At 62.6% G+C, this 18,535-nt stretch carries 15 protein-coding genes; 11 read left to right on the forward strand and 4 right to left on the reverse strand.

The window, feature by feature from the left end; translation table 11 throughout:
* Window positions 1–98 precede the first annotated feature (98 nt).
* The 3 genes from ASD44_RS13105 to ASD44_RS13115 all read right to left on the reverse strand — a co-directional run bounded on the left by ASD44_RS13105 (window position 99) and on the right by ASD44_RS13115 (window position 1,600).
* Window positions 99–758, reverse strand: coding sequence for a peroxiredoxin (locus ASD44_RS13105; RefSeq protein WP_056112660.1), 660 nt, complete (start codon window positions 756–758; stop codon window positions 99–101).
* A 200-nt stretch (window positions 759–958) separates the two neighbouring features.
* The gene (locus ASD44_RS13110; protein WP_056112662.1) at window positions 959–1,324 is read right to left on the reverse strand and encodes a cell division protein ZapA; all 366 of its coding nucleotides are present in this window, start codon (window positions 1,322–1,324) and stop codon (window positions 959–961) included.
* A gap of 3 nt (window positions 1,325–1,327) precedes the next feature.
* Window positions 1,328–1,600 (reverse strand): DUF4164 domain-containing protein, encoded by a 273-nt coding sequence (locus ASD44_RS13115; RefSeq protein ID WP_040973690.1) that lies wholly within the window; start codon window positions 1,598–1,600, stop codon window positions 1,328–1,330.
* Window positions 1,601–1,870: 270 nt separating this feature from the next.
* Between ASD44_RS13115 and tkt the strand changes: the two genes are divergently transcribed.
* From tkt to ASD44_RS13150, 7 genes are all read left to right on the forward strand, one after another.
* On the forward strand, window positions 1,871–3,859 hold the full coding sequence (gene tkt, locus ASD44_RS13120; protein WP_056112666.1) for a transketolase: 1,989 nt from the start codon (window positions 1,871–1,873) through the stop codon (window positions 3,857–3,859).
* A gap of 127 nt (window positions 3,860–3,986) precedes the next feature.
* A complete protein-coding gene (gene gap / locus ASD44_RS13125) occupies window positions 3,987–4,997 on the forward strand; it encodes a type I glyceraldehyde-3-phosphate dehydrogenase (protein ID WP_056112669.1) in 1,011 nt (336 codons plus the stop codon).
* Window positions 4,998–5,190: 193 nt separating this feature from the next.
* Complete coding sequence (locus tag ASD44_RS13130; RefSeq protein ID WP_056112672.1) at window positions 5,191–7,101, forward strand: potassium/proton antiporter; 1,911 nt, start codon at window positions 5,191–5,193, stop codon at window positions 7,099–7,101.
* A 116-nt stretch (window positions 7,102–7,217) separates the two neighbouring features.
* On the forward strand, window positions 7,218–8,414 hold the full coding sequence (locus ASD44_RS13135) for a phosphoglycerate kinase (RefSeq protein ID WP_056112674.1): 1,197 nt from the start codon (window positions 7,218–7,220) through the stop codon (window positions 8,412–8,414).
* A 112-nt stretch (window positions 8,415–8,526) separates the two neighbouring features.
* A complete protein-coding gene (locus ASD44_RS13140) occupies window positions 8,527–9,429 on the forward strand; it encodes a fructose bisphosphate aldolase (RefSeq protein ID WP_056112677.1) in 903 nt (300 codons plus the stop codon).
* A gap of 138 nt (window positions 9,430–9,567) precedes the next feature.
* Complete coding sequence (locus tag ASD44_RS13145; protein ID WP_056112680.1) at window positions 9,568–10,308, forward strand: thioredoxin family protein; 741 nt, start codon at window positions 9,568–9,570, stop codon at window positions 10,306–10,308.
* A 75-nt stretch (window positions 10,309–10,383) separates the two neighbouring features.
* The gene (locus ASD44_RS13150) at window positions 10,384–11,115 is read left to right on the forward strand and encodes an SGNH/GDSL hydrolase family protein (RefSeq protein ID WP_056112681.1); all 732 of its coding nucleotides are present in this window, start codon (window positions 10,384–10,386) and stop codon (window positions 11,113–11,115) included.
* A 1-nt stretch (window position 11,116) separates the two neighbouring features.
* Here ASD44_RS13150 and ASD44_RS18600 read toward each other — a convergent pair whose 3' ends face one another.
* The gene (locus ASD44_RS18600) at window positions 11,117–11,281 is read right to left on the reverse strand and encodes a hypothetical protein (RefSeq protein ID WP_156459846.1); all 165 of its coding nucleotides are present in this window, start codon (window positions 11,279–11,281) and stop codon (window positions 11,117–11,119) included.
* A gap of 169 nt (window positions 11,282–11,450) precedes the next feature.
* Here ASD44_RS18600 and ASD44_RS13155 point away from each other — a divergent pair, with 169 nt between their 5' ends.
* The 4 genes from ASD44_RS13155 to fdxA all read left to right on the forward strand — a co-directional run bounded on the left by ASD44_RS13155 (window position 11,451) and on the right by fdxA (window position 18,265).
* The gene (locus ASD44_RS13155; protein WP_056112684.1) at window positions 11,451–13,358 is read left to right on the forward strand and encodes a propionyl-CoA synthetase; all 1,908 of its coding nucleotides are present in this window, start codon (window positions 11,451–11,453) and stop codon (window positions 13,356–13,358) included.
* A gap of 698 nt (window positions 13,359–14,056) precedes the next feature.
* Window positions 14,057–17,386, forward strand: a complete 3,330-nt coding sequence (locus ASD44_RS13160; RefSeq protein ID WP_056112687.1) for a helicase-related protein — start codon at window positions 14,057–14,059, stop codon at window positions 17,384–17,386.
* 15 nt (window positions 17,387–17,401) lie between these two features.
* Window positions 17,402–17,788, forward strand: coding sequence for an RNA-binding S4 domain-containing protein (locus tag ASD44_RS13165; protein ID WP_056112690.1), 387 nt, complete (start codon window positions 17,402–17,404; stop codon window positions 17,786–17,788).
* A gap of 138 nt (window positions 17,789–17,926) precedes the next feature.
* The gene (gene fdxA / locus ASD44_RS13170; protein WP_056112693.1) at window positions 17,927–18,265 is read left to right on the forward strand and encodes a ferredoxin FdxA; all 339 of its coding nucleotides are present in this window, start codon (window positions 17,927–17,929) and stop codon (window positions 18,263–18,265) included.
* The last annotated feature ends 270 nt before the right edge of the window (window positions 18,266–18,535 follow it).

The raw sequence follows: 18,535 nt of genomic DNA on the forward strand, positions 1-18,535 counted from the left end.
CTGGCCAACAAAAAGCGGCGCTGAAATTCAGCGCCGCTTTTCTTTTGTCTCCAACCCTTCAGTGCTTACCCTAAAGGCTCCGGGGTATCCGTCGCGGCTTAAGCCGCCGGCTGCTTAGTCTTGCGCAGATAAGGCAGCACGGTCTCATATGCCCCGAACCGCTTGATCGCATCCTCGTTGGACACCGCGCCGGTGATGATGACGTCGTCGCCCTGTTTCCAGTTTGCCGGCGTCGCCACCTGATGCTTGGCGGTCAGCTGCATGGAATCGACCGCCCGAAGAATCTCGTCGAAGTTGCGGCCCGTGGTCATCGGATAGGTCAGCACCAGCTTGATCTTCTTGTCAGGCCCGATGACATAGACCGAACGCACCGTGGCGTTGTCGGCAGGGGTGCGCCCCTCGGAACTGTCGCCGGCGCCCGCCGGCAGCATATCGTAAAGCTTGGCGACCTTGAGGTCCTTGTCGCCGATCAACGGGTAATTCACCGTATGGCTGGTCGCCGTCTTGATGTCGTCCGCCCACTTGCCGTGGCTTTCGACCGGATCGACCGAGATGCCGACGATCTTGACATTGCGCTTTTTGAACTCGCCTTCGAGCCCCGCCATGGTGCCGAGTTCGGTGGTGCAGACAGGCGTGAAGTTCTTCGGATGGCTGAAGAGAATGGCCCAGCCGTCACCGATCCAGTCGTGGAAATGGATCGGCCCCTGGGTGGTTTCGGCGGTAAAATCCGGCGCGATGTCGTTGATGCGAAGGCTCATGACGGTCCTGCCCTATCTCATTGTTATGGATTAGCTGCCGACGAAAGCGGCAATTGCTTCCGGTACCATTCTATCTTTTCTCAAAAACATGCCGGAAGGAAGAACGTACTGGCAGAAACGCATCTGCGGACAAGAAAATCCGGATATCGGTTGAACCGGGGAATCGTTTGCCCTTGTGCCCGACGACGACCGGCGAGCGCCTAGGCTTTCTTGATCGTCAGCGTCCCCGCCAGATCTTCCATGCGCTGCGCCAACGCGCCAAGCGCTCCGGTCAGGGCGGAATCGTTCTTGTCGGCCTTGATCAGTGCATCGTCGCGCGTCTTGCGCAGCGTCTGCACTTCGCTCTCCATACCCATGATGCGCTTTTGCAGTTCTGAAAGCTCGTCCATGACCATGATGCCAGCCATGACCGTCAACCGCTGGTCACCGATTTCGCCGAACGATTCCTTAAGATGCGAGACATACCGGTCGAAGCGCTCGGCCAGGTCGATAAGATGCTCTTCCTGGCCTTCGTCGCAGGCCATCCGGTATTGCTTGCCGTCGATCGAAACCGTTACCTGCGCCATGGCTTACCTATCAAGCACCGCGCGGATGGTTTCCATCGCGGTCACCAGCCGTCGCGAAACTTCCTTGTTGGCATCTTCGAGCCGCTCGGCCCGGGCTTCCGAATTGTCGAGTTCCTGCGCCAACCGCGAACGGTCGGCATTCATGCGCTGAACCTCTGCCTCGGCTTCGGAATAGTCGCGTTCATGCTCGAGACGAGCCGCGACGGCGTTCTCGAGACCCTCCATCGCCTTACCGAGTCTGGCGATCACTTCCTTGAGCGTAGTTTCGCCGGTCATGGCCTTCGTCCCGTGATTGCCCATCACCGAATCGTGCGCGTTCAGAACGCCTTATTCATGAAACATTAGGCGCCGGGTGAAGCATGCGTCAACAAGCTCTCGCGGCTGTCCCCTGCTAACGGCGGAAAGCCAGCCAAATATGGCGGCGAACGACGCCAAAGATGGACTAAATCGATTTAGAGTTTGTTGACTAAAATGGCTGGCCTGATATGTGTCGCGCAGCCTGGAAAGCGCGCAAACTCCCTGAAATAAGTTGGCGTTGGAGGAACGATGTCTACGCGAGAACAACACGACCGGATGGCCAATGCGATCCGTTTCCTGTCCATGGATGCCGTCGAAAAGGCCAATTCCGGCCATCCCGGCCTGCCTATGGGCTGCGCCGACATCGCAACGGTGCTGTTCACGCGCTTCCTGAAATTCGACGCCAAGGCGCCCCACTGGGCCGATCGCGACCGCTTCATCCTGTCGGCCGGCCACGGTTCGATGCTGCTGTACTCGCTGCTCTATCTGACGGGCTACGAGGACATGACCATCGACCAGCTGAAGAATTTCCGCCAGCTCGGATCGAAGACGGCGGGCCATCCCGAATACGGCCATGCCGCAGGCATCGAGACCACCACCGGCCCGCTCGGCCAGGGCCTCGCCAACTCGGTCGGCTTCGCGCTCGGCGAGCGGATCATGAATGCCGCCTTCGGCAACGACCTGGTTGATCATTACACCTATGTCCTGGCCGGTGACGGCTGCCTGATGGAGGGCATCAGCCAGGAGGCCATTTCCCTGGCCGGACACCTGAAGCTCAACAAGCTCATCGTCTTCTGGGACAACAACGACATCTCCATCGACGGACCGGTCTCGCTGGCCGATTCCACCGATCAGGTTGCCCGCTTCCAGGCTTCCGGCTGGAATGCCATGCATGTCGACGGCCACGACCCCGAGGCCATTGCCTACGCCATCGAGGCCGCCCGCCATTCCGACAAGCCGACGCTTCTCGCCTGCAAAACCACCATCGGTTTCGGCGCGCCGACCAAGGCCGGCACCAACAAGGCGCACGGCTCGCCCCTCGGCGCGGACGAGATCGCCGGCGCCCGCAAATTCTTCAACTGGGAGCTGCCGCCGTTCGAAGTGCCGAAAGACGTCCTGGATGCCTGGCGCGCCGCCGGCAAGACCGGGGCGAAAACCCGCACCGAATGGGAAGGCCGCCTCGGCAAATCCGACAAGAAAGCCGAGTTCGAGCGCCGGATGGACGGCAAACTGCCGAAGGGCTTCGACGACACGATCGTCGACTACAAGAGGAAGCTCAGCGCCGACAAGCCGAAGGTGGCGACGCGGAAATCCTCCGAAATGGCGCTGGAGGCCATCAATGGCTTCGTCCCGGAGACGATCGGCGGCTCGGCCGATCTGACCGGCTCCAACAACACCAAGACCAGTCAGACCAAGAACATCACGCCCACGGACTATGGCCAGCGCTATATCCACTACGGCATCCGCGAACACGGCATGGCCGCCGCCATCAACGGCCTGACCCTGCATGGCGGTCTCATCGCCTATGGCGGCACTTTCCTGTGCTTTTCGGACTATGCCCGTCCGGCAATGCGCCTTGCCTCACTGATGGGGATACGGTCGATCTTCGTCATGACGCACGATTCCATCGGTCTCGGCGAGGACGGTCCTACGCACCAGCCGGTCGAGCATCTGGCTGCCCTGCGCGCCATTCCCAACCACAACGTCTTCCGCCCGGCCGATGCCGTGGAAGCGGTGGAATGCTGGCAGATCGCGCTTGAAAGCGAGAAGACCCCTTCCACCCTGGCGCTGACCCGCCAGAACCTGCCTACGGTTCGCACCGAGCATGTCGCGCAGAACCTGAGCGCCAAGGGAGCCTATGAACTCGCCGCCGCCGAGGGCGGCGATGCCGCGGTGACCATCTTCGCCACAGGTTCCGAGGTCGAGATCGCGCTCGATGCGCGAAAGCTCCTGCAGGGGCACGGTCACCCGACCCGTGTTGTCTCCATTCCCTGCATGGAACTGTTCGATCAGCAGGGCGACGCCTACCGCAAGAAGACGTTGGGGGCCGCCAAAATCAATGTCGCCATCGAAGCTGGCATCCGCGAAGGCTGGGACCACATTATCGGCATTGACGGCATCTTCATCGGCATGAAGGGTTTCGGCGCTTCGGGCTCAATCGAACAGCTCTATCCGCATTTCGGCATCACCGCCGAAGCGGCCGCCAAGGCGGCGGAAGCCCGGCTGCATGCCAAATAGCCTCGCCTGAAAAACAGTTTCCGCCGGGCCAGCGCTGCTGTTTCGGCGGCCGGGCGGCTGGATTGTTTGCCGGTCTACCGCTATGAAGTCTCAAAATTGAAACCCATCCGCTCCCAGGGAGAGAAACATGCCTGTCAGAGTTGCCATCAACGGGTTTGGCCGTATCGGCCGGAACGTCCTGCGCGCCATCCATGAGTCCGGCCGCAAGGACATCGACGTCGTTGCCGTCAACGATCTTGGCCCGGTCGAAACCAATGCGCACCTGCTGCGCTATGACAGCGTGCATGGCCGCTTCCCGCATGAAGTCACTGTCCAGGGCGACCAGATTTCCGTCGGGTCGGAAAAATTCAAGGTCACTGCGATCAAGGATCCGTCGCAACTGCCGTGGAAGGAACTGGGCATCGACATTGCCCTCGAATGCACCGGCATCTTCACCTCGAAGGACAAGGCCTCCGCTCACCTGACCGCAGGCGCCAAGCGCGTGCTGGTTTCGGCCCCCGCCGACGGCGCCGACCTGACCGTCGTCTACGGCGTCAACCACGACAAGCTGTCGAAGGACCACATCGTCGTCTCGAACGCTTCCTGCACCACCAATTGCCTGGCGCCGGTCGCCATGGTGCTGAACAATGCATTCGGCATCGAGAAGGGCTTCATGACAACCGTGCATGCCTATACCGGCGACCAGCCGACGCTGGACACCATGCACAAGGATCTCTATCGCGGCCGCGCCGCGGCCATGTCGATGATCCCGACGTCGACGGGCGCCGCCAAGGCTGTCGGCCTTGTCCTTCCCGAACTGCAGGGGAAACTCGACGGCGTGTCGATTCGCGTGCCGACGCCGAACGTCTCGGTCATCGACTTCAAGTTCGTTTCCAGGAAACCGACCACAGTCGAAGAGGTCAACAAGGTGCTGATGGCCGCCGCCGACGGCCCGCTCAAGAACATCCTCGCCTATACCGACGAGCCGCTCGTCTCGATCGACCTCAACCACAACCCGGCGTCTTCGACCTTTGCGCTCGACCAGACCAAGGTGATCGACGGCAATCTGGTCCGCGTCATGTCGTGGTACGACAATGAATGGGGCTTCTCCAATCGCATGAGCGATACGGCCGTCGCCTTCGGCAAGACGATTTCCTGACGTTCGCTTTCTCTTGATATTTTGAACGCCCGGTCTCTGGCCGGGCGTTTTCATTTTGCGATGGTCCAACCTGCATTCGAAGAAAAACATCGGGCAGGACCAAAAAATCTCGGTCTTGCCTTGCACTGGCCATGCCTTCGCCCCACTCTGCGATGAAGCCATATTTTCAAGGACTTGAGGGGGTGCTTTCCGCATGGAGCATGCGATCTATCTGATAACGCTGGTCGGCACCGGTCTGGTGGTCGCCGCAGCGTTTTCGAGCCTGATCGCCTTCCGTTTCGGTGCCCCCTTGCTGCTTCTGTTCCTTTGCATCGGCCTCGCCACCGGCGCCGACGGCCTTGGCATCCAGTTCGACAACGCTCGCGTCGCCTACTTCGCCGGATCGCTGGCGCTTGCCGTCATCCTGTTCGATTCCGGCTTCGGCACGCCGTTGAAAGTGCTGCGGCAGGCGGCGGGACCGGCGCTCTCTCTGGCAACGCTCGGCGTCGTGCTGACGACCGGTCTGTTCGGCGCCGGCGCGTTCTATCTGCTCGACCTGTCCTGGCTGGAGTCCTTCCTGCTGGGCGCCGCCGTCGCTTCCACCGACGCGGCAGCCGTCTTCTTCCTTCTGCGGGCCGGCGAAATCAATCTGCGGGAGCGCGTGCGCGCCACGCTCGAGGTCGAGTCCGGCACAAACGATCCTATCGCAATCTTCCTCACCATTACCTTGGTGGAAATTATCGCCGCCGGCGCAAACCCGGAAGCAAAGGTGCTGGTCACCGACCTTATCCTCGGCTTTGTCCTGAACATGGGTCTTGGCGCTGCGGTCGGCGTGATCGGCGGCATGCTCATTGTCCGCTTCGTCGAGCGGCTGAACCTCGATCACGGCCTGCTGCCGATCTTCGTTCTCACCCTGTCGCTCATGGTGTTCGCCGCTGCCGGCACGATCGGCGGGTCAGGCTTTCTGGCCGTTTATCTCGCGGGCCTTGTCGCCGGCAATTCGGACATCCGCGCCGTCACCATCATCAAGCGGTTCCAGGACGGCATGTCATGGCTGGCGCAGATCATCATGTTCCTGATCCTCGGTCTGTTCGCGACTCCATCGCAGTTCCCGGCCATACTCGTGCCGGCAATCCTGCTCGGCCTGTTCCTGATGTTCGTCGCCCGTCCGCTCGCCGTCTGGCTCTGCCTGCTGCCCTTTCGCTTGCCGAGGCCGGAGGTTGCCTTCATCTCGTGGGTCGGCCTGCGCGGCGCCGTCTCCATCCTGCTTGCCATCACCCCGCTCCTGAGCGGTCTTGAACATGGTCGCCTGATCTTCAACACCGCCTTCATCATCGTGCTGGTCTCGCTCGTCGTTCAGGGCTGGACCGTCGGCCCGTTGGCGCGCCGCCTCGGCCTGATCGTACCGGCGCGCATCGGCCCGCTCGACAAGGTCGAGCTGGAACTGCCCGGTTCCGCCCACCACGAACTGCTTGCCTACCGCGTCGTTCCCGGCAGCCCGGTGGCCCGTGGCGAACGCATCCCGCGCTGGGCGCGTCCGTCGCTTGTCGTGCGCGACGGTCGCTCCATGCGTTTTCAGGACATGGGCCGGCTGGCAGCCGGCGACCACGTCTACATTTTCGTCCCCGACCGCTATCCCCGCCTGCTGGACAGGTTGTTCGCCAGCCGCGCTGTGGTCGATCCGGAAGACGCCGAGTTCTTCGGCGCCTTTGCCGTCGATCCCAACCGCTCCGGCGAGGAGCTCGAGGCCGCCTATGGCCCGGGCCTGACCCCTGAGGAGCAAAAGCTCACCGTTGCCGAACTCGTCACGCAGCGGTTGGGCGGCAAGGCCGAGTATGCCGATCGGACCTCCATCGGACCGATCGAATTGATCGTACGCGACGTCGACGAGAAGGGACGCATCACCGGCCTCGGCCTCTCTTTCGAACCGACGGCGCCGGTTGCCCGCGTGCCTGTCTTCCTCAGCGCCGGCGAAATGAAGGACCGTTTCGTTGCCCTGTTGCGCAACTGGCGCGGCGCTCCCAAGGACGTCAAGGTTGAGACCGAGCCGTCGGAACTGGCGACCGCGACCGCGGAAGGACCGCAATTGCCTGTCAAAGCCGAAAAACGCCCGAGCGAATCCTGACGTACCAACGCTGCGGCGTTCTGCGTGGTTTTTCGTCTCATGGCTCCCCAGCGGAGCTTGCATCGCCCGTGGCGGATAGTAAGGTCCGCCCGGATTTCCGCAGGAGCGAACGATACATGGCCGACTTCAAGACACTCGACGCCATTGGCGACGTGGGAGGCAAGCGCGTTCTGGTGCGCGTCGATCTCAACGTTCCGGTCGCCGACGGCAAGGTCAGCGACGCCACCCGCATCGAACGCATCATCCCGACGCTTGAGGAATTGTCGAAGAAGGGCGCCAAGGTCATTCTGCTCGCCCATTTCGGTCGGCCAAAGGGCGGTCCCGCGCCGGAATTCTCGCTCGATCCCATCGCCGCCGCTATCGAGGCGATCCTCGGCAAGCCCGTCGCCTTCGCCGCCTCCTGCATCGGCGAGGAAGCCTCGAAGGCCGTCGCCGCCATGAAGGATGGCGATATCCTGCTTCTGGAGAATACGCGCTTTCACAAGGGCGAGGAGAAGAACGACCCCGCTTTTACAGAGCAGTTGGCCGCCAATGGCGACATCTACGTCAATGACGCGTTTTCGGCTGCGCATCGCGCGCATGCCTCGACCGAGGGACTGGCGAGGCAACTGCCCGCCTACGCCGGACGGACGATGGAAGCTGAACTGAAAGCGCTCGAAAAAGGCCTCGGCAAGCCGGCCAAGCCAGTCATCGCCATTGTCGGCGGCGCCAAGGTTTCGACCAAGATCGATCTCCTGATGAACCTGGTGAAGAAGGTCGATGCGCTGGTGATCGGCGGCGGCATGGCTAACACCTTCCTCGCCGCGCAAGGCGCCAATGTCGGCAAGTCGCTTTGCGAGCACGATCTGGCGGATACAGCCAGGCAGATCATGACCGAAGCCGCGCAAGCCGGCTGCGCTATCGTGCTGCCGTCCGACGGCGTCATCGCCCGCGAGTTCAAGGCTGGCGCTGCCTCCGAGACCGTCGCCATCGACAAGGTGCCGGCAGACGCGATGATCCTCGATGTCGGCGAAAAGACCGTCGCGTCCGTCAATGAGTGGATCGACCGCGCCGCGACGCTGGTCTGGAACGGCCCTCTGGGCGCGTTCGAGATCGAGCCGTTCGACGCCGCCACGGTTTCCGCAGCAAAGCATGCGGCAGCGCGCACCAGGGCAGGCAAGCTCGTTTCCGTCGCTGGCGGCGGCGATACCGTCGCGGCGCTGAATCATGCGGGCGTCGCTGACGATTTCACCTATGTTTCGACCGCCGGCGGCGCCTTTCTCGAATGGATGGAAGGCAAGCCGCTGCCGGGCGTCGAAGTGCTGAAGGCTTGACGGCCGTCACGAACGCTGCCAGTGCGCCGATACCATGCACGGCGGTGTCGTGGCGTTGAAGCGCCGCTTCAGCTATTGAATTTTTAGAAATCGTCGATTGTGGGAGAATGAGATGAACAAGGACATGGCCGCGCAGGCCGCAAGCAAGGACGGCTTCATTGCAGCCCTCGACCAGTCGGGCGGCTCGACGCCGAAGGCGCTCAAGCTTTACGGCATCGACGAAAGCGCCTGGTCGAACGAGGCGGGAATGTTCGACCTCGTCCATCAGATGCGCGCGCGGATCATCAAGTCGCCTGCCTTCACCGGCGACAAGGTGATGGGCGCCATCCTGTTCGAGCAGACAATGGACCGCGATATCGACGGCACGCCGACGGCGCAATATCTCTGGGAAAAGCGTCATGTCGTGCCCTTCCTGAAGGTCGACAAGGGGTTGGCGGACGAAAAGGACGGCGTCAAGCTGATGAAGCCGATGCCGGACCTCGACACGCTGCTGAAGCGCGCCGTCGCCAAGGGAATATTCGGCACCAAGATGCGCTCGGTGATCGATGCGGCAAACCCGAAAGGCATCGCCGCCGTCGTCGCCCAGCAGTTCGAGATCGGCAGGCAGATCCTGGGGCATGGCCTCGTCCCGATCATCGAACCCGAAGTGACGATTTCCATCCCGGACAAGGCGGAAGCCGAGGACATTCTGCTGGCCGAGATCAGGAAGCATCTCGATGAGGTGCCCGCCGGCAAGCAGATCATGTTGAAGCTGACCCTGCCGAACAAAGCCAATCTCTATAAGCCGCTGATCGACGATCCCCGCGTCATGCGCGTGGTCGCGCTCTCCGGCGGCTACTCCCGCGACGACGCCAATGCAAAGCTGAAACAGAATGTCGGCATGATCGCCAGCTTCTCGCGCGCCTTGACCGAAGGCCTGTCGGCCGGCCAGAGCGACGAGCAGTTCAACGCTGCGCTGGGCGCGGCGATCGACAGCATTTTCCAGGCCTCCCGCGCCGGCGGCAAGACAGCCTGACCGCGACACCTTGCGTGATCGGATCAAGCCCGGGCCTCGCGCCCGGGTTTTTCATGACTGAGCCGCAAAAAGTTTGCGGTTACCTGTCGCAAACCGCCTTTGCCGAACGTCCTTTGCTTGTCAGCAAAGGAGCAGACCATGTCGAAGAACAGGATCGTGCCGCGCGAGGAATGGTTCCGCGCCCACGAAAAGCACCTCGCCCGCGAGAAGGAACTGACCCGCCTGCGCGAAAAGATCGCCGCAGAGCGTCGCGAACTGCCGTGGCTGAAGATCAGGAAGGACTATGTCTTCGAGACCGAGCGCGGACCCGAACATTTGGCCGACCTGTTCAACGGCAAGAGCCAGCTCATCGTCTATCATTTCATGTTCGGCCCCGGCGCCGACTATCGCTGCGAGGGCTGTTCGTTCCTGGCCGATCACATCGACGGCGCCGACCAGCATCTCAGGCATCATGACGTTTCCCTGAAAGTGGTGGCGCGCGCGCCGCTGGCCGAATTTCTTCCCTACAAGCAGCGCATGGGCTGGAAGTTCGACTGGGTGTCGTCCTACGCCAGCGATTTCAATTTCGACATGCAGGTCTCCTTCACCGAAAAGCAGATTGCTGAAGGCGATACCAGCTACAATTTCCAGAAGCGTACGCTGACTTCGCGCGACCTGCCCGGCGCCAGCGTTTTCTACAAGGATGGGGCCGGCAACATCTTCCTGACCTTCATCACGCGCGCCCGCGGCGGCGAACCGCTGATAACGACCTACGACTATCTCGACATGACGCCCAAGGGCCGACAGGAAAACGGTCCTTACGGCGGGCTGATGGACTGGGTTCGCCTGCATGATGAATACCGGCACGCCGATGAACACGGTACAAACTGTTGCCAATGACGTGCCGGCAGGAGTTCACCTGCCAGGAATGATGCGCTAAGCCTTTTGACGTCGCTCTCGTCAAAGCCTTGGCCCATGTCCCGTCTCGCCGCCCTCGCCACCTGGCTCGCCTTCCCTGTCTATATCTGGCAGGGGGTGGGCGTGCGCCGGCGCACGACGCGCATGGTGCCTGCGACCGGCCCGGTCATCCACGATATCGAAGGCAGCGAGCCGGCCATCGCCTTGCTGGTTCTCGGCGATTCCTCGGCCGCCTCGGTCGGCATCGGCCGCTCGGAGGACGGGCTGGCGCACCAGATCGCGCTGCAGATCGCCGAACGGACCGGGAGGGCGGTGCGGTGGCGGGCCGCGGGGTTCAACTCGGCCACGTCAGCGCAGATACGTCAGGACGTGCTCCCCAATCTGGCGCCCGACCCGTGGACGCACATCGTCCTGACGATCGGCACCAACGACACCAAGAATTTTCACTCCGTGCCCCGCTTCAAGAAGGATTTCGGCGGCCTGCTTTACGGCCTTCGCGCCAAGTGGCCGCAGGCTCGCATTGTCTGGTCACCCGTACTCGAATTCACCCGCGCGCCAGCCATGCCCGATTGGCTGGGCCGGATACTGGAAGTACGGGCTCGCGAGATGAACCGCATGGGCGAGCGTCTCTGCAATGAACGCGGCGCGATTGCCCTGCCGCGCCTGCCGATCATCGATCCCGAGGCGGGCTTCGCCAGCGACGGCTTCCACGCTTCCGAACTTGGCTACCGGGCATGGGCGGAACACATGCTGCCCGGCGTGCTGGGCGGAGAGGAAGCCGCGATCTGAGTCAGGGGCTCCAGTGTCCCAGCAGACCGGCGAGCGATGTCGCCGCCAGCGCCAGCACCGCCAGCTTCCAGAAATCGGCGCGGCGTTTCAGGCCCGGCCAGCCGAGCGGCTTGATGATCTGGATCGCCATCAGCGCGATAATCACGAGCGCGAGAAATTTGGTCATGCCGTTTCGGACGTCCGGTCGCTCGTTTCGAGCGGATACTTGAGCCAGATGCCTTTGAGCAGGTGTGCCGGCCCACGTCAAAGCCGAATGAAGTCCGTCCTTAGTCAGATGGACGGGACGCAGGCCTTAACGCTAGAACTGGCTGAAAACATATCTGGGAGGATAGGTGTTGGCGTCACGGTATCACGAGATCTACGACGGCTGGAAACGCGATCCGGAAGCGTTCTGGGCCGACGCTACCCAGGCGATCGACTGGTATCGCCCGGCCGACACGATCTTCGATGCGGCCGGCGGCGTCTACGGCCGCTGGTTCACCGGCGCCACCTGCAATACCTGCTTCAATGCCGTCGATCGACATGTCGATGGCGGCCGCGCCGATCAGCTCGCGCTGATCCACGACAGCGCCATGACCGGCAAGGTGCGGAAATTCACCTTCGCCGAACTCAAGCGCGAGGTTGTGGCGCTGGCCTCCGTGCTGCGCAATCAGGGCGTCCAGAAAGGCGACCGGGTCATCCTTTATATGCCAATGGTGCCGGAAGCAGCGATTGCCATGCTCGCCTGCGCGCGGCTTGGCGCAGTGCATTCGGTCGTGTTCGGCGGCTTTGCCGCGCGCGAACTCGCCACCCGCATCGACGATGCCCGTCCGAAGGTGATCGTCTCGGCGTCCTGCGGTCTCGAACCCGGGCGGGTCGTGCCCTACAAGCCGCTGCTCGACGGCGCCATCGAACTGTCGCGGCACAAGCCGGACCGCTGCATCATTCTCCAGCGCGACGAACTGCGCTGCGAACTGATTGACGGCCGCGATCTGGACTATGCCGATGCCGTGGCACGCGAGCGGGCCGCCGGCGCCAATGTCGACTGCGTGCCCGTCGCCGCCACCGACCCGCTCTACGTGCTCTACACCTCCGGCACCACCGGCCAGCCGAAGGGCGTGGTGCGGGACAATGGCGGCCATATGGTCATGCTGAAATGGTCGATGGAGAACGAATTCGGCGTCAAGCCCGGCGAGGTGTTCTGGGCCGCGTCGGATGTCGGCTGGGTGGTCGGCCATTCCTACATCGTCTATGCGCCGCTGTTGCATGGCTGCACCACCGTCATGTTCGAAGGCAAGCCTGTCGGCACGCCCGATGCCGGTACATTCTGGCGCGTCATCGCCGACCATGGCGTCGTCGCGCTCTTCACCGCGCCGACAGCGTTTCGCGCCATCAAGGGGCAGGACCCCAGGGGCGAGTTCGTGCCGAAATACGATCTGTCGAAGTTCCGCACCCTGTTCCTCGCCGGCGAGCGCGCCGATCCGGAAACGGTCAAATGGGCCGAGCAGAAGCTTGGCGTGCCGGTGATCGACCACTGGTGGCAGACCGAAACCGGCGCGCCCATCACCCAGAACCCGGTCGGCCTCGGCATGCTGCCGGTGAAATACGGTTCGCCCGGCGTGCCGATGCCCGGTTACGACATCCGCGTGCTGGACGATGCCGGCCATGAGGTGCCGCGCGGCACGCTCGGCAATGTCGTTCTCAAGCTGCCTTTGCCACCCGGCTGCCTGCCCACCCTCTGGAACGCCGACGGACGCTTCCGGCAGGCCTACCTCGACGAATTCCCCGGCTACTACAAGACCGCCGACGCCGGCATCGTCGACGAGGACGGCTATCTCTTCGTCATGGCGCGCACCGACGACATCATCAATGTCGCCGGCCACAGGCTGTCGACCGGAGCGATGGAAGAGGTGTTGGCCGAGCATCCCGATGTCGCCGAATGCGCGGTGATCGGCATCGCCGACGCCATGAAGGGGCAGGTGCCGCTCGGCTTCGTCGTCCTCAACGCCGGCGTCTCACGCGAGCACGCGGAGATCGAGAGAGAGGCCGTGCGGCTCGTGCGCGACCGCATCGGCCCGGTCGCGGCCTTCAAGACCGTGGTGACGATCAAGCGCCTGCCGAAAACCCGCTCCGGCAAGATCCTGCGCGGCACCATGCAGAAGATCGCCGACCGCGAAGACTGGACCATGCCGGCCACCATCGACGATCCGGCGATCCTCGAAGAGATCGCCGCCGCGCTCGGGACGAGGAACATCGGCAGCTAGGTCAGGACCCGGTTGGCTTGCCTGCGTCCCAGTTCGGCACGCAAAGGTTAAGGCCCAACCTCGTATCGCCCTGAAAGCAGGACTGTCACCTGTGAATCGTCGGTGGATAAGCTGTGGGAAACACAAGATGTTGCGGTGAACAAACCATGAAAATCAAGCCATCTCTGATTCGTCGCTGATTCGTTCCGCCTTTGATCGAAATGTTAATTCAAACCAGGCCAAAACCACCCAAGGCGTTAAAACCGGTTAGGAAATATTAGCAATTTCATAATGTTGGCAGACCTCGCTCAACTCCAATCCATTCGGATTTCGGATTTCGCCGGCAAAAGTTAACGACGAGACCTCCGGCAGGCAAAATCGCCGCTGGAGCGATTCAGCATGTGGTGCCCATCCTACCGTGCCAATCCACATTTAGCCGTGAACAGACCATGAATCGGGCCGAGTCAGCGATTCGTCGCTGATTCGTTCCAGACTCGTTCCATATCTTAATTTCGGCGTCGAAAACGATGCCAGACAGCAGCCTTGCCGCCTTTCGGGCAACATTCTGCTTTCACCTGGTCCAGTCAGACCCTATGTGTCGAAAGCAGTTTCAGGAAAAATGCGCAGGGTATCGTCGAGAATTGCATCCCTCAGCCGCCAGGCTGTGCATTCCAGACGACCACGGTCAGATCACGGGCGAGAAAAGTCCTCCCACACTGATGAACATCCAGCCGAAAACGAATGAACCGCTGATCCTCTCCGGGCGCGACGTCACCGCCGTGTTGGGGCCGACCAACACCGGCAAGACACATCTGGCGATCGAGCGGATGGTCGCCCACGAAAGCGGCGTCATCGGACTTCCGCTGCGCCTGCTGGCGCGCGAGGTCTATGCACGCCTGTGCGAGAAGGTGGGCGCCCACAAGGTGTCGCTGATCACCGGCGAGGAGAAGATCCAGCCGGCCGGCGCCAAATATTCCGTCTGCACGGTCGAAGCCATGCCGCGCGAAACCGATGCCGCTTTCGTGGCCATCGACGAGGTGCAGTTGGCTGGCGACCTCGAACGCGGCCACATCTTCACCGACCGCATCCTGCACCTGCGCGGCCGCCAGGAAACCCTGCTGCTCGGCGCGGCGACCATGCACGGCATTCTGCAGCGGCTCTTGAAAGGCGTGTCGGTGGTGACGCGGCCGCGTCTTTCGCATCTCGCCTATTCAGGCTCCAAGAAGCTGACGCGCCTGCCGCGCCGCACCGCCATCGTCGCTTTCTCGGCCGACGAAGTGTACGCCATCGCCGAACTGATCCGCCGCCAGCAGGGCGGCGCCGCCGTCGTGCTCGGCGCGCTGTCGCCACGCACCCGCAATGCCCAGGTGGCGCTCTATCAATCGGGCGATGTCGACTATCTGATCGCCACAGACGCCATCGGAATGGGCCTGAACCTCGACGTCGACCATGTCGCGTTCGCCCAGAACCGCAAGTTCGACGGCTACCAGTACCGCCAGCTCACCGCCGCCGAACTCGGCCAGATCGCCGGGCGCGCCGGACGCCATCTGCGTGATGGCACCTTCGGCGTCACCGGCAAGGTCGATCCTTTCGAGGATGACCTGATCCACAAGCTCGAAAGCCATGAGTTCGAGCCGGTGAAGGTCTTGCAGTGGCGCACCGCGAACTTCGATTTCACCAGCTTGGATGCCCTGAAGCGCTCGATCGAAACCAGCGCCCCGGTCGAAGGCCTGACGCGTGCGCTGCCGGCGGTGGATGCGCAGGCGCTCGAATTTCTTTCCAAGGATAGCGAAATCCGCGCCCTCGCCACCGGCCTTGAGCGCGTCTCGCTGCTATGGGAAGCCTGCGCCCTGCCCGACTACCGCAAGATCGCACCGGCCCAGCATGCCGACCTCATCGCCTCGATCTATATGGACCTCGCCAGGCACGGCCATGTCGACGAGACATACATGGCCGAGCAGGTTCGCCGCGCCGATACGACCGAAGGCGATATCGATACGCTGTCGCACCGCATCGCCCAGATCCGCACCTGGACGTTCGTCTCCAACCGGCCTAGATGGCTTGCCGATCAGACACATTGGCAGCAAAAGACCCGAGAAATCGAAGACAGATTGTCGGATGCCCTGCATGAACGGTTGACGAAACGCTTCGTAGACCGCAGGACTTCCGTCCTTATGCGGCGCCTGAGAGAAAATACGATGCCCGAAGCGGAAATAGACGCGACCGGAACCGTGCTGGTCGAAGGCCATCACGTTGGAGAATTGCAGGGTTTTCGCTTTACGGCCGACCAGAGCGCCGGCGGCGAGGATGCCAAGGCGGTGCGCACCGCCGCGCAGAAGGCGCTGGCGGCCGAATTCGAAGCGCGGGCCGAACGGTTCGCCGCCTCCGGCAACAACGACATAGCCCTGGGGTCGGACGGCGTGCTGCGCTGGATCGGCGCACCGGTGGGCACGCTGGTCGCTGGCGAGGACATGCTCAAGCCGCGCCTCGTGCTGCTGGCCGACGAGCAGTTGACCGGGCCGGCGCGCGACAAGGTTGCGGCCCGTGCCGAGCGCTTCGTCAATTTTCAGATCGAGACGCTGCTCAAGCCACTGGTCGATCTGCGCGACGCCGAACAGCTTTCCGGCATTGCCCGCGGCATCGCTTTTCAGCTCGTCGAGCATCTCGGCCTCATCAATCGGCGCGACATCGCCGAGGAGATGAAATCGCTGGAGCAGGATGGCCGAGCGGCGCTGCGCCGCCTGGGCGTGCGCTTTGGCGCCTACCATGTCTTCGTGCCGACGCTGATCAAGCCCGCGCCTGCCGGGCTTGTTACGCTGCTGTGGGCGCTTAAGAACGACGGCAAGGACAAGCCCGGCTTCGGCGATGTCGTTCATGCGCTGGCTTCCGGCAGGACATCCGCGGTCATCGATCCGGCTTTCGAGAAAACCTTTTACAAGCTTGCCGGTTACCGCAATCTCGGCCGCCGCGCCGTGCGCGTCGATATCCTCGAACGTCTTGCCGATCTGATCCGGCCTGCGACGAGCTGGAAGCCGGGCGTCGGGCCTCGTCCGGAAGGCGCTTATGACGGCAGCGCCTTCATGGTGACGCCGCCGATGATGTCGATCCTCGGCGCCACCGCCGATGACATGGAGGAAGTTCTCAAGGGGCTTGGCTATCGATCGGAAGCGAAACCCGCGGCCGACGTGAAGGCCCGGCTGGACGCCATCGATGCCGCGGCCAGGGAAGCGGCGGAAGCCAAGGCGGCGGAGACAGCGGCAAAGGTGGAAGCTGCCGCGGAAGCTGGCGAAGCCCAGGCAACTGACCCCAACGACCCGGAAACGGCTGCCGGGCCGGCTGAAACGGTGACTCCAACAGCGTCCGAAGAAGCTGTGTCCGAGCAGGACACTCCCGACAATGCGAGATCGGAAGAGGAGCCCACCCCGGTTGAGGTGGCTGCCGGCGAACCTTCCACAGCCAGCGCTGAGCCGCCGGTTGAGGCGGCGGAAACTCCGGTCGCGCAAGAGGCCCCTTCGGAATCTGTCGCCGCCGAGTCCGCTGCTCCGGAATCTGCCGCAGGCGAAAGCGCAACCACCGAACCGGTGGCTAAGGCGGAAACTGCCGAGACGCAGCCTGCGACCGAAGGCGCGGAAATCGAGGAGCCCAAGCCCGTCCTCTTGTGGCGACAGGTACGGTTCGACCGGCATCGCGCCGGCCATCGTCACGACCAACGCCAGCGCGGCAACCGCGCCAGCCAGGGACAGCCTGCCGGCGAGCAGACCGTCCCTGCCGGCGAACGCCCGGCCAACCGCGAGCGCTTCGGGCGGGACCGCTTCAAGGGCAAGCCCGGCGAAAGACCGCAAGGGGAAAGGTCACCAGGCGAGCGGCAGGACCGGCGCGACCGCCCCGACTGGAACAAGGGCGGCAAGGATAGTCGCCGCGATGGCAATGGCGGCCCGCAAGGCAAGCCGGCGTTCCGCGACAAGCCGCGCGAGGAGCGCCCGGCGCGCGTCGATCCGGATTCTCCCTTCGCCAAGCTCGCCGCCCTGCGCGACCAGCTCAAGAAGTAGGACGCCGTCGATTCGATGGTCGCAGCGGGCCGGCAGCGCATCGACAAATGGCTGTTTTTCGCCCGCGCTGTGAAATCGCGCTCTCTCGCCGCCAAGCTCGTCGTGGCGGGACGAGTTCGCATCAACGGCGACAAGGCGGAACAGGCCTCCGACACGGTCAAGCCGGGCGACGTGCTGACCATCACGCTCGATCGGCGTATCCTGATCTGGAAGATCGTCGACAACGGTCTTCGGCGCGGGCCGGCAGAAGAGGCGCGCAGCCTTTACGAAGACCTGTCTCCGCAGGAGACCATGGCCAAAACGACCTTGCCGACCGCGCTGGTTCCCGTGCGCGAGGCAGGCAGCGGCCGCCCCACCAAGAAACAACGTCGCCAGACCGACAGGCTTTTCGACAACAATTGACCCCGCTCCGGCAAGGAAAGAAAAAACGTTTCCTCCAGCAGCCAGCAGCCGGCATGGCTGACCCTTGCAAGCGCTCGGCAAAGGCGTTACTCACCGCTCAAAAGACTTAGAAAGACGGGGCGTTCCCGGAGCCAATTGATGACTTATGTCGTTACTGACAATTGCATAAAATGCAAATACATGGACTGCGTCGAGGTTTGTCCGGTCGATTGCTTCTACGAAGGCGAGAACATGCTCGTCATCCATCCGGATGAATGCATCGACTGTGGCGTTTGCGAGCCGGAATGCCCCGCTGACGCTATCAAGGCGGACACCGAAAGCGGCCTCGACAAATGGCTGCAGGTCAACGCCGAATACGCCGAAAAGTGGCCGAACATTGCCGTCAAGAGGGAAGCGCCCGACGACGCCAAGCAGTTTGACGGCCAGACGGAAAAGTTCGAAAAATACTTTTCCCCCGAACCCGGCCAAGGCGACTGAAGCCTGACCGCATGGACCGGCGCTTACGGGACGAAATGTCATGGCTGCATTAACCGCCTTGACAGGGCGTCTCTTCGCGTATGCAGCAAATTGTTGATTCTTCCGACTTTTTGTGCTACACATCCCGGACATGCCGGTGACACAACGTCGATTGATGGCGCGAACGCCCTAATCACTGAAAGGTGAAATCTCCACTCCGGACCAGAGAAATCTGGGCCCGGCAACGCAGTTCGCGTTTGCCGTTTGGCTTGTCCGGCTGGTTTCACCTGT

Origin of the sequence: Mesorhizobium sp. Root554, assembly GCF_001427025.1 — a bacterium.
Taxonomy (GTDB): domain Bacteria; phylum Pseudomonadota; class Alphaproteobacteria; order Rhizobiales; family Rhizobiaceae; genus Mesorhizobium.

What these genes read in the sequence shown, in the direction of transcription:
- ASD44_RS13130 (WP_056112672.1), top strand. Translation starts at nt 5,191, where the DNA reads ATGGAGCATGCGATCTATCTGATAACGCTGGTCGGCACCGGTCTGGTG.
- gap (WP_056112669.1), top strand. Translation starts at nt 3,987, where the DNA reads ATGCCTGTCAGAGTTGCCATCAACGGGTTTGGCCGTATCGGCCGGAAC.
- ASD44_RS13105 (WP_056112660.1), bottom strand. Translation starts at nt 758, where the DNA reads ATGAGCCTTCGCATCAACGACATCGCGCCGGATTTTACCGCCGAAACC.
- ASD44_RS13160 (WP_056112687.1), top strand. Translation starts at nt 14,057, where the DNA reads ATGAACATCCAGCCGAAAACGAATGAACCGCTGATCCTCTCCGGGCGC.
- ASD44_RS13145 (WP_056112680.1), top strand. Translation starts at nt 9,568, where the DNA reads ATGTCGAAGAACAGGATCGTGCCGCGCGAGGAATGGTTCCGCGCCCAC.
- ASD44_RS13115 (WP_040973690.1), bottom strand. Translation starts at nt 1,600, where the DNA reads ATGACCGGCGAAACTACGCTCAAGGAAGTGATCGCCAGACTCGGTAAG.
- ASD44_RS13140 (WP_056112677.1), top strand. Translation starts at nt 8,527, where the DNA reads ATGAACAAGGACATGGCCGCGCAGGCCGCAAGCAAGGACGGCTTCATT.
- tkt (WP_056112666.1), top strand. Translation starts at nt 1,871, where the DNA reads ATGTCTACGCGAGAACAACACGACCGGATGGCCAATGCGATCCGTTTC.
- fdxA (WP_056112693.1), top strand. Translation starts at nt 17,927, where the DNA reads ATGACTTATGTCGTTACTGACAATTGCATAAAATGCAAATACATGGAC.
- ASD44_RS18600 (WP_156459846.1), bottom strand. Translation starts at nt 11,281, where the DNA reads ATGACCAAATTTCTCGCGCTCGTGATTATCGCGCTGATGGCGATCCAG.
- ASD44_RS13110 (WP_056112662.1), bottom strand. Translation starts at nt 1,324, where the DNA reads ATGGCGCAGGTAACGGTTTCGATCGACGGCAAGCAATACCGGATGGCC.
- ASD44_RS13135 (WP_056112674.1), top strand. Translation starts at nt 7,218, where the DNA reads ATGGCCGACTTCAAGACACTCGACGCCATTGGCGACGTGGGAGGCAAG.
- ASD44_RS13150 (WP_056112681.1), top strand. Translation starts at nt 10,384, where the DNA reads ATGTCCCGTCTCGCCGCCCTCGCCACCTGGCTCGCCTTCCCTGTCTAT.
- ASD44_RS13165 (WP_056112690.1), top strand. Translation starts at nt 17,402, where the DNA reads ATGGTCGCAGCGGGCCGGCAGCGCATCGACAAATGGCTGTTTTTCGCC.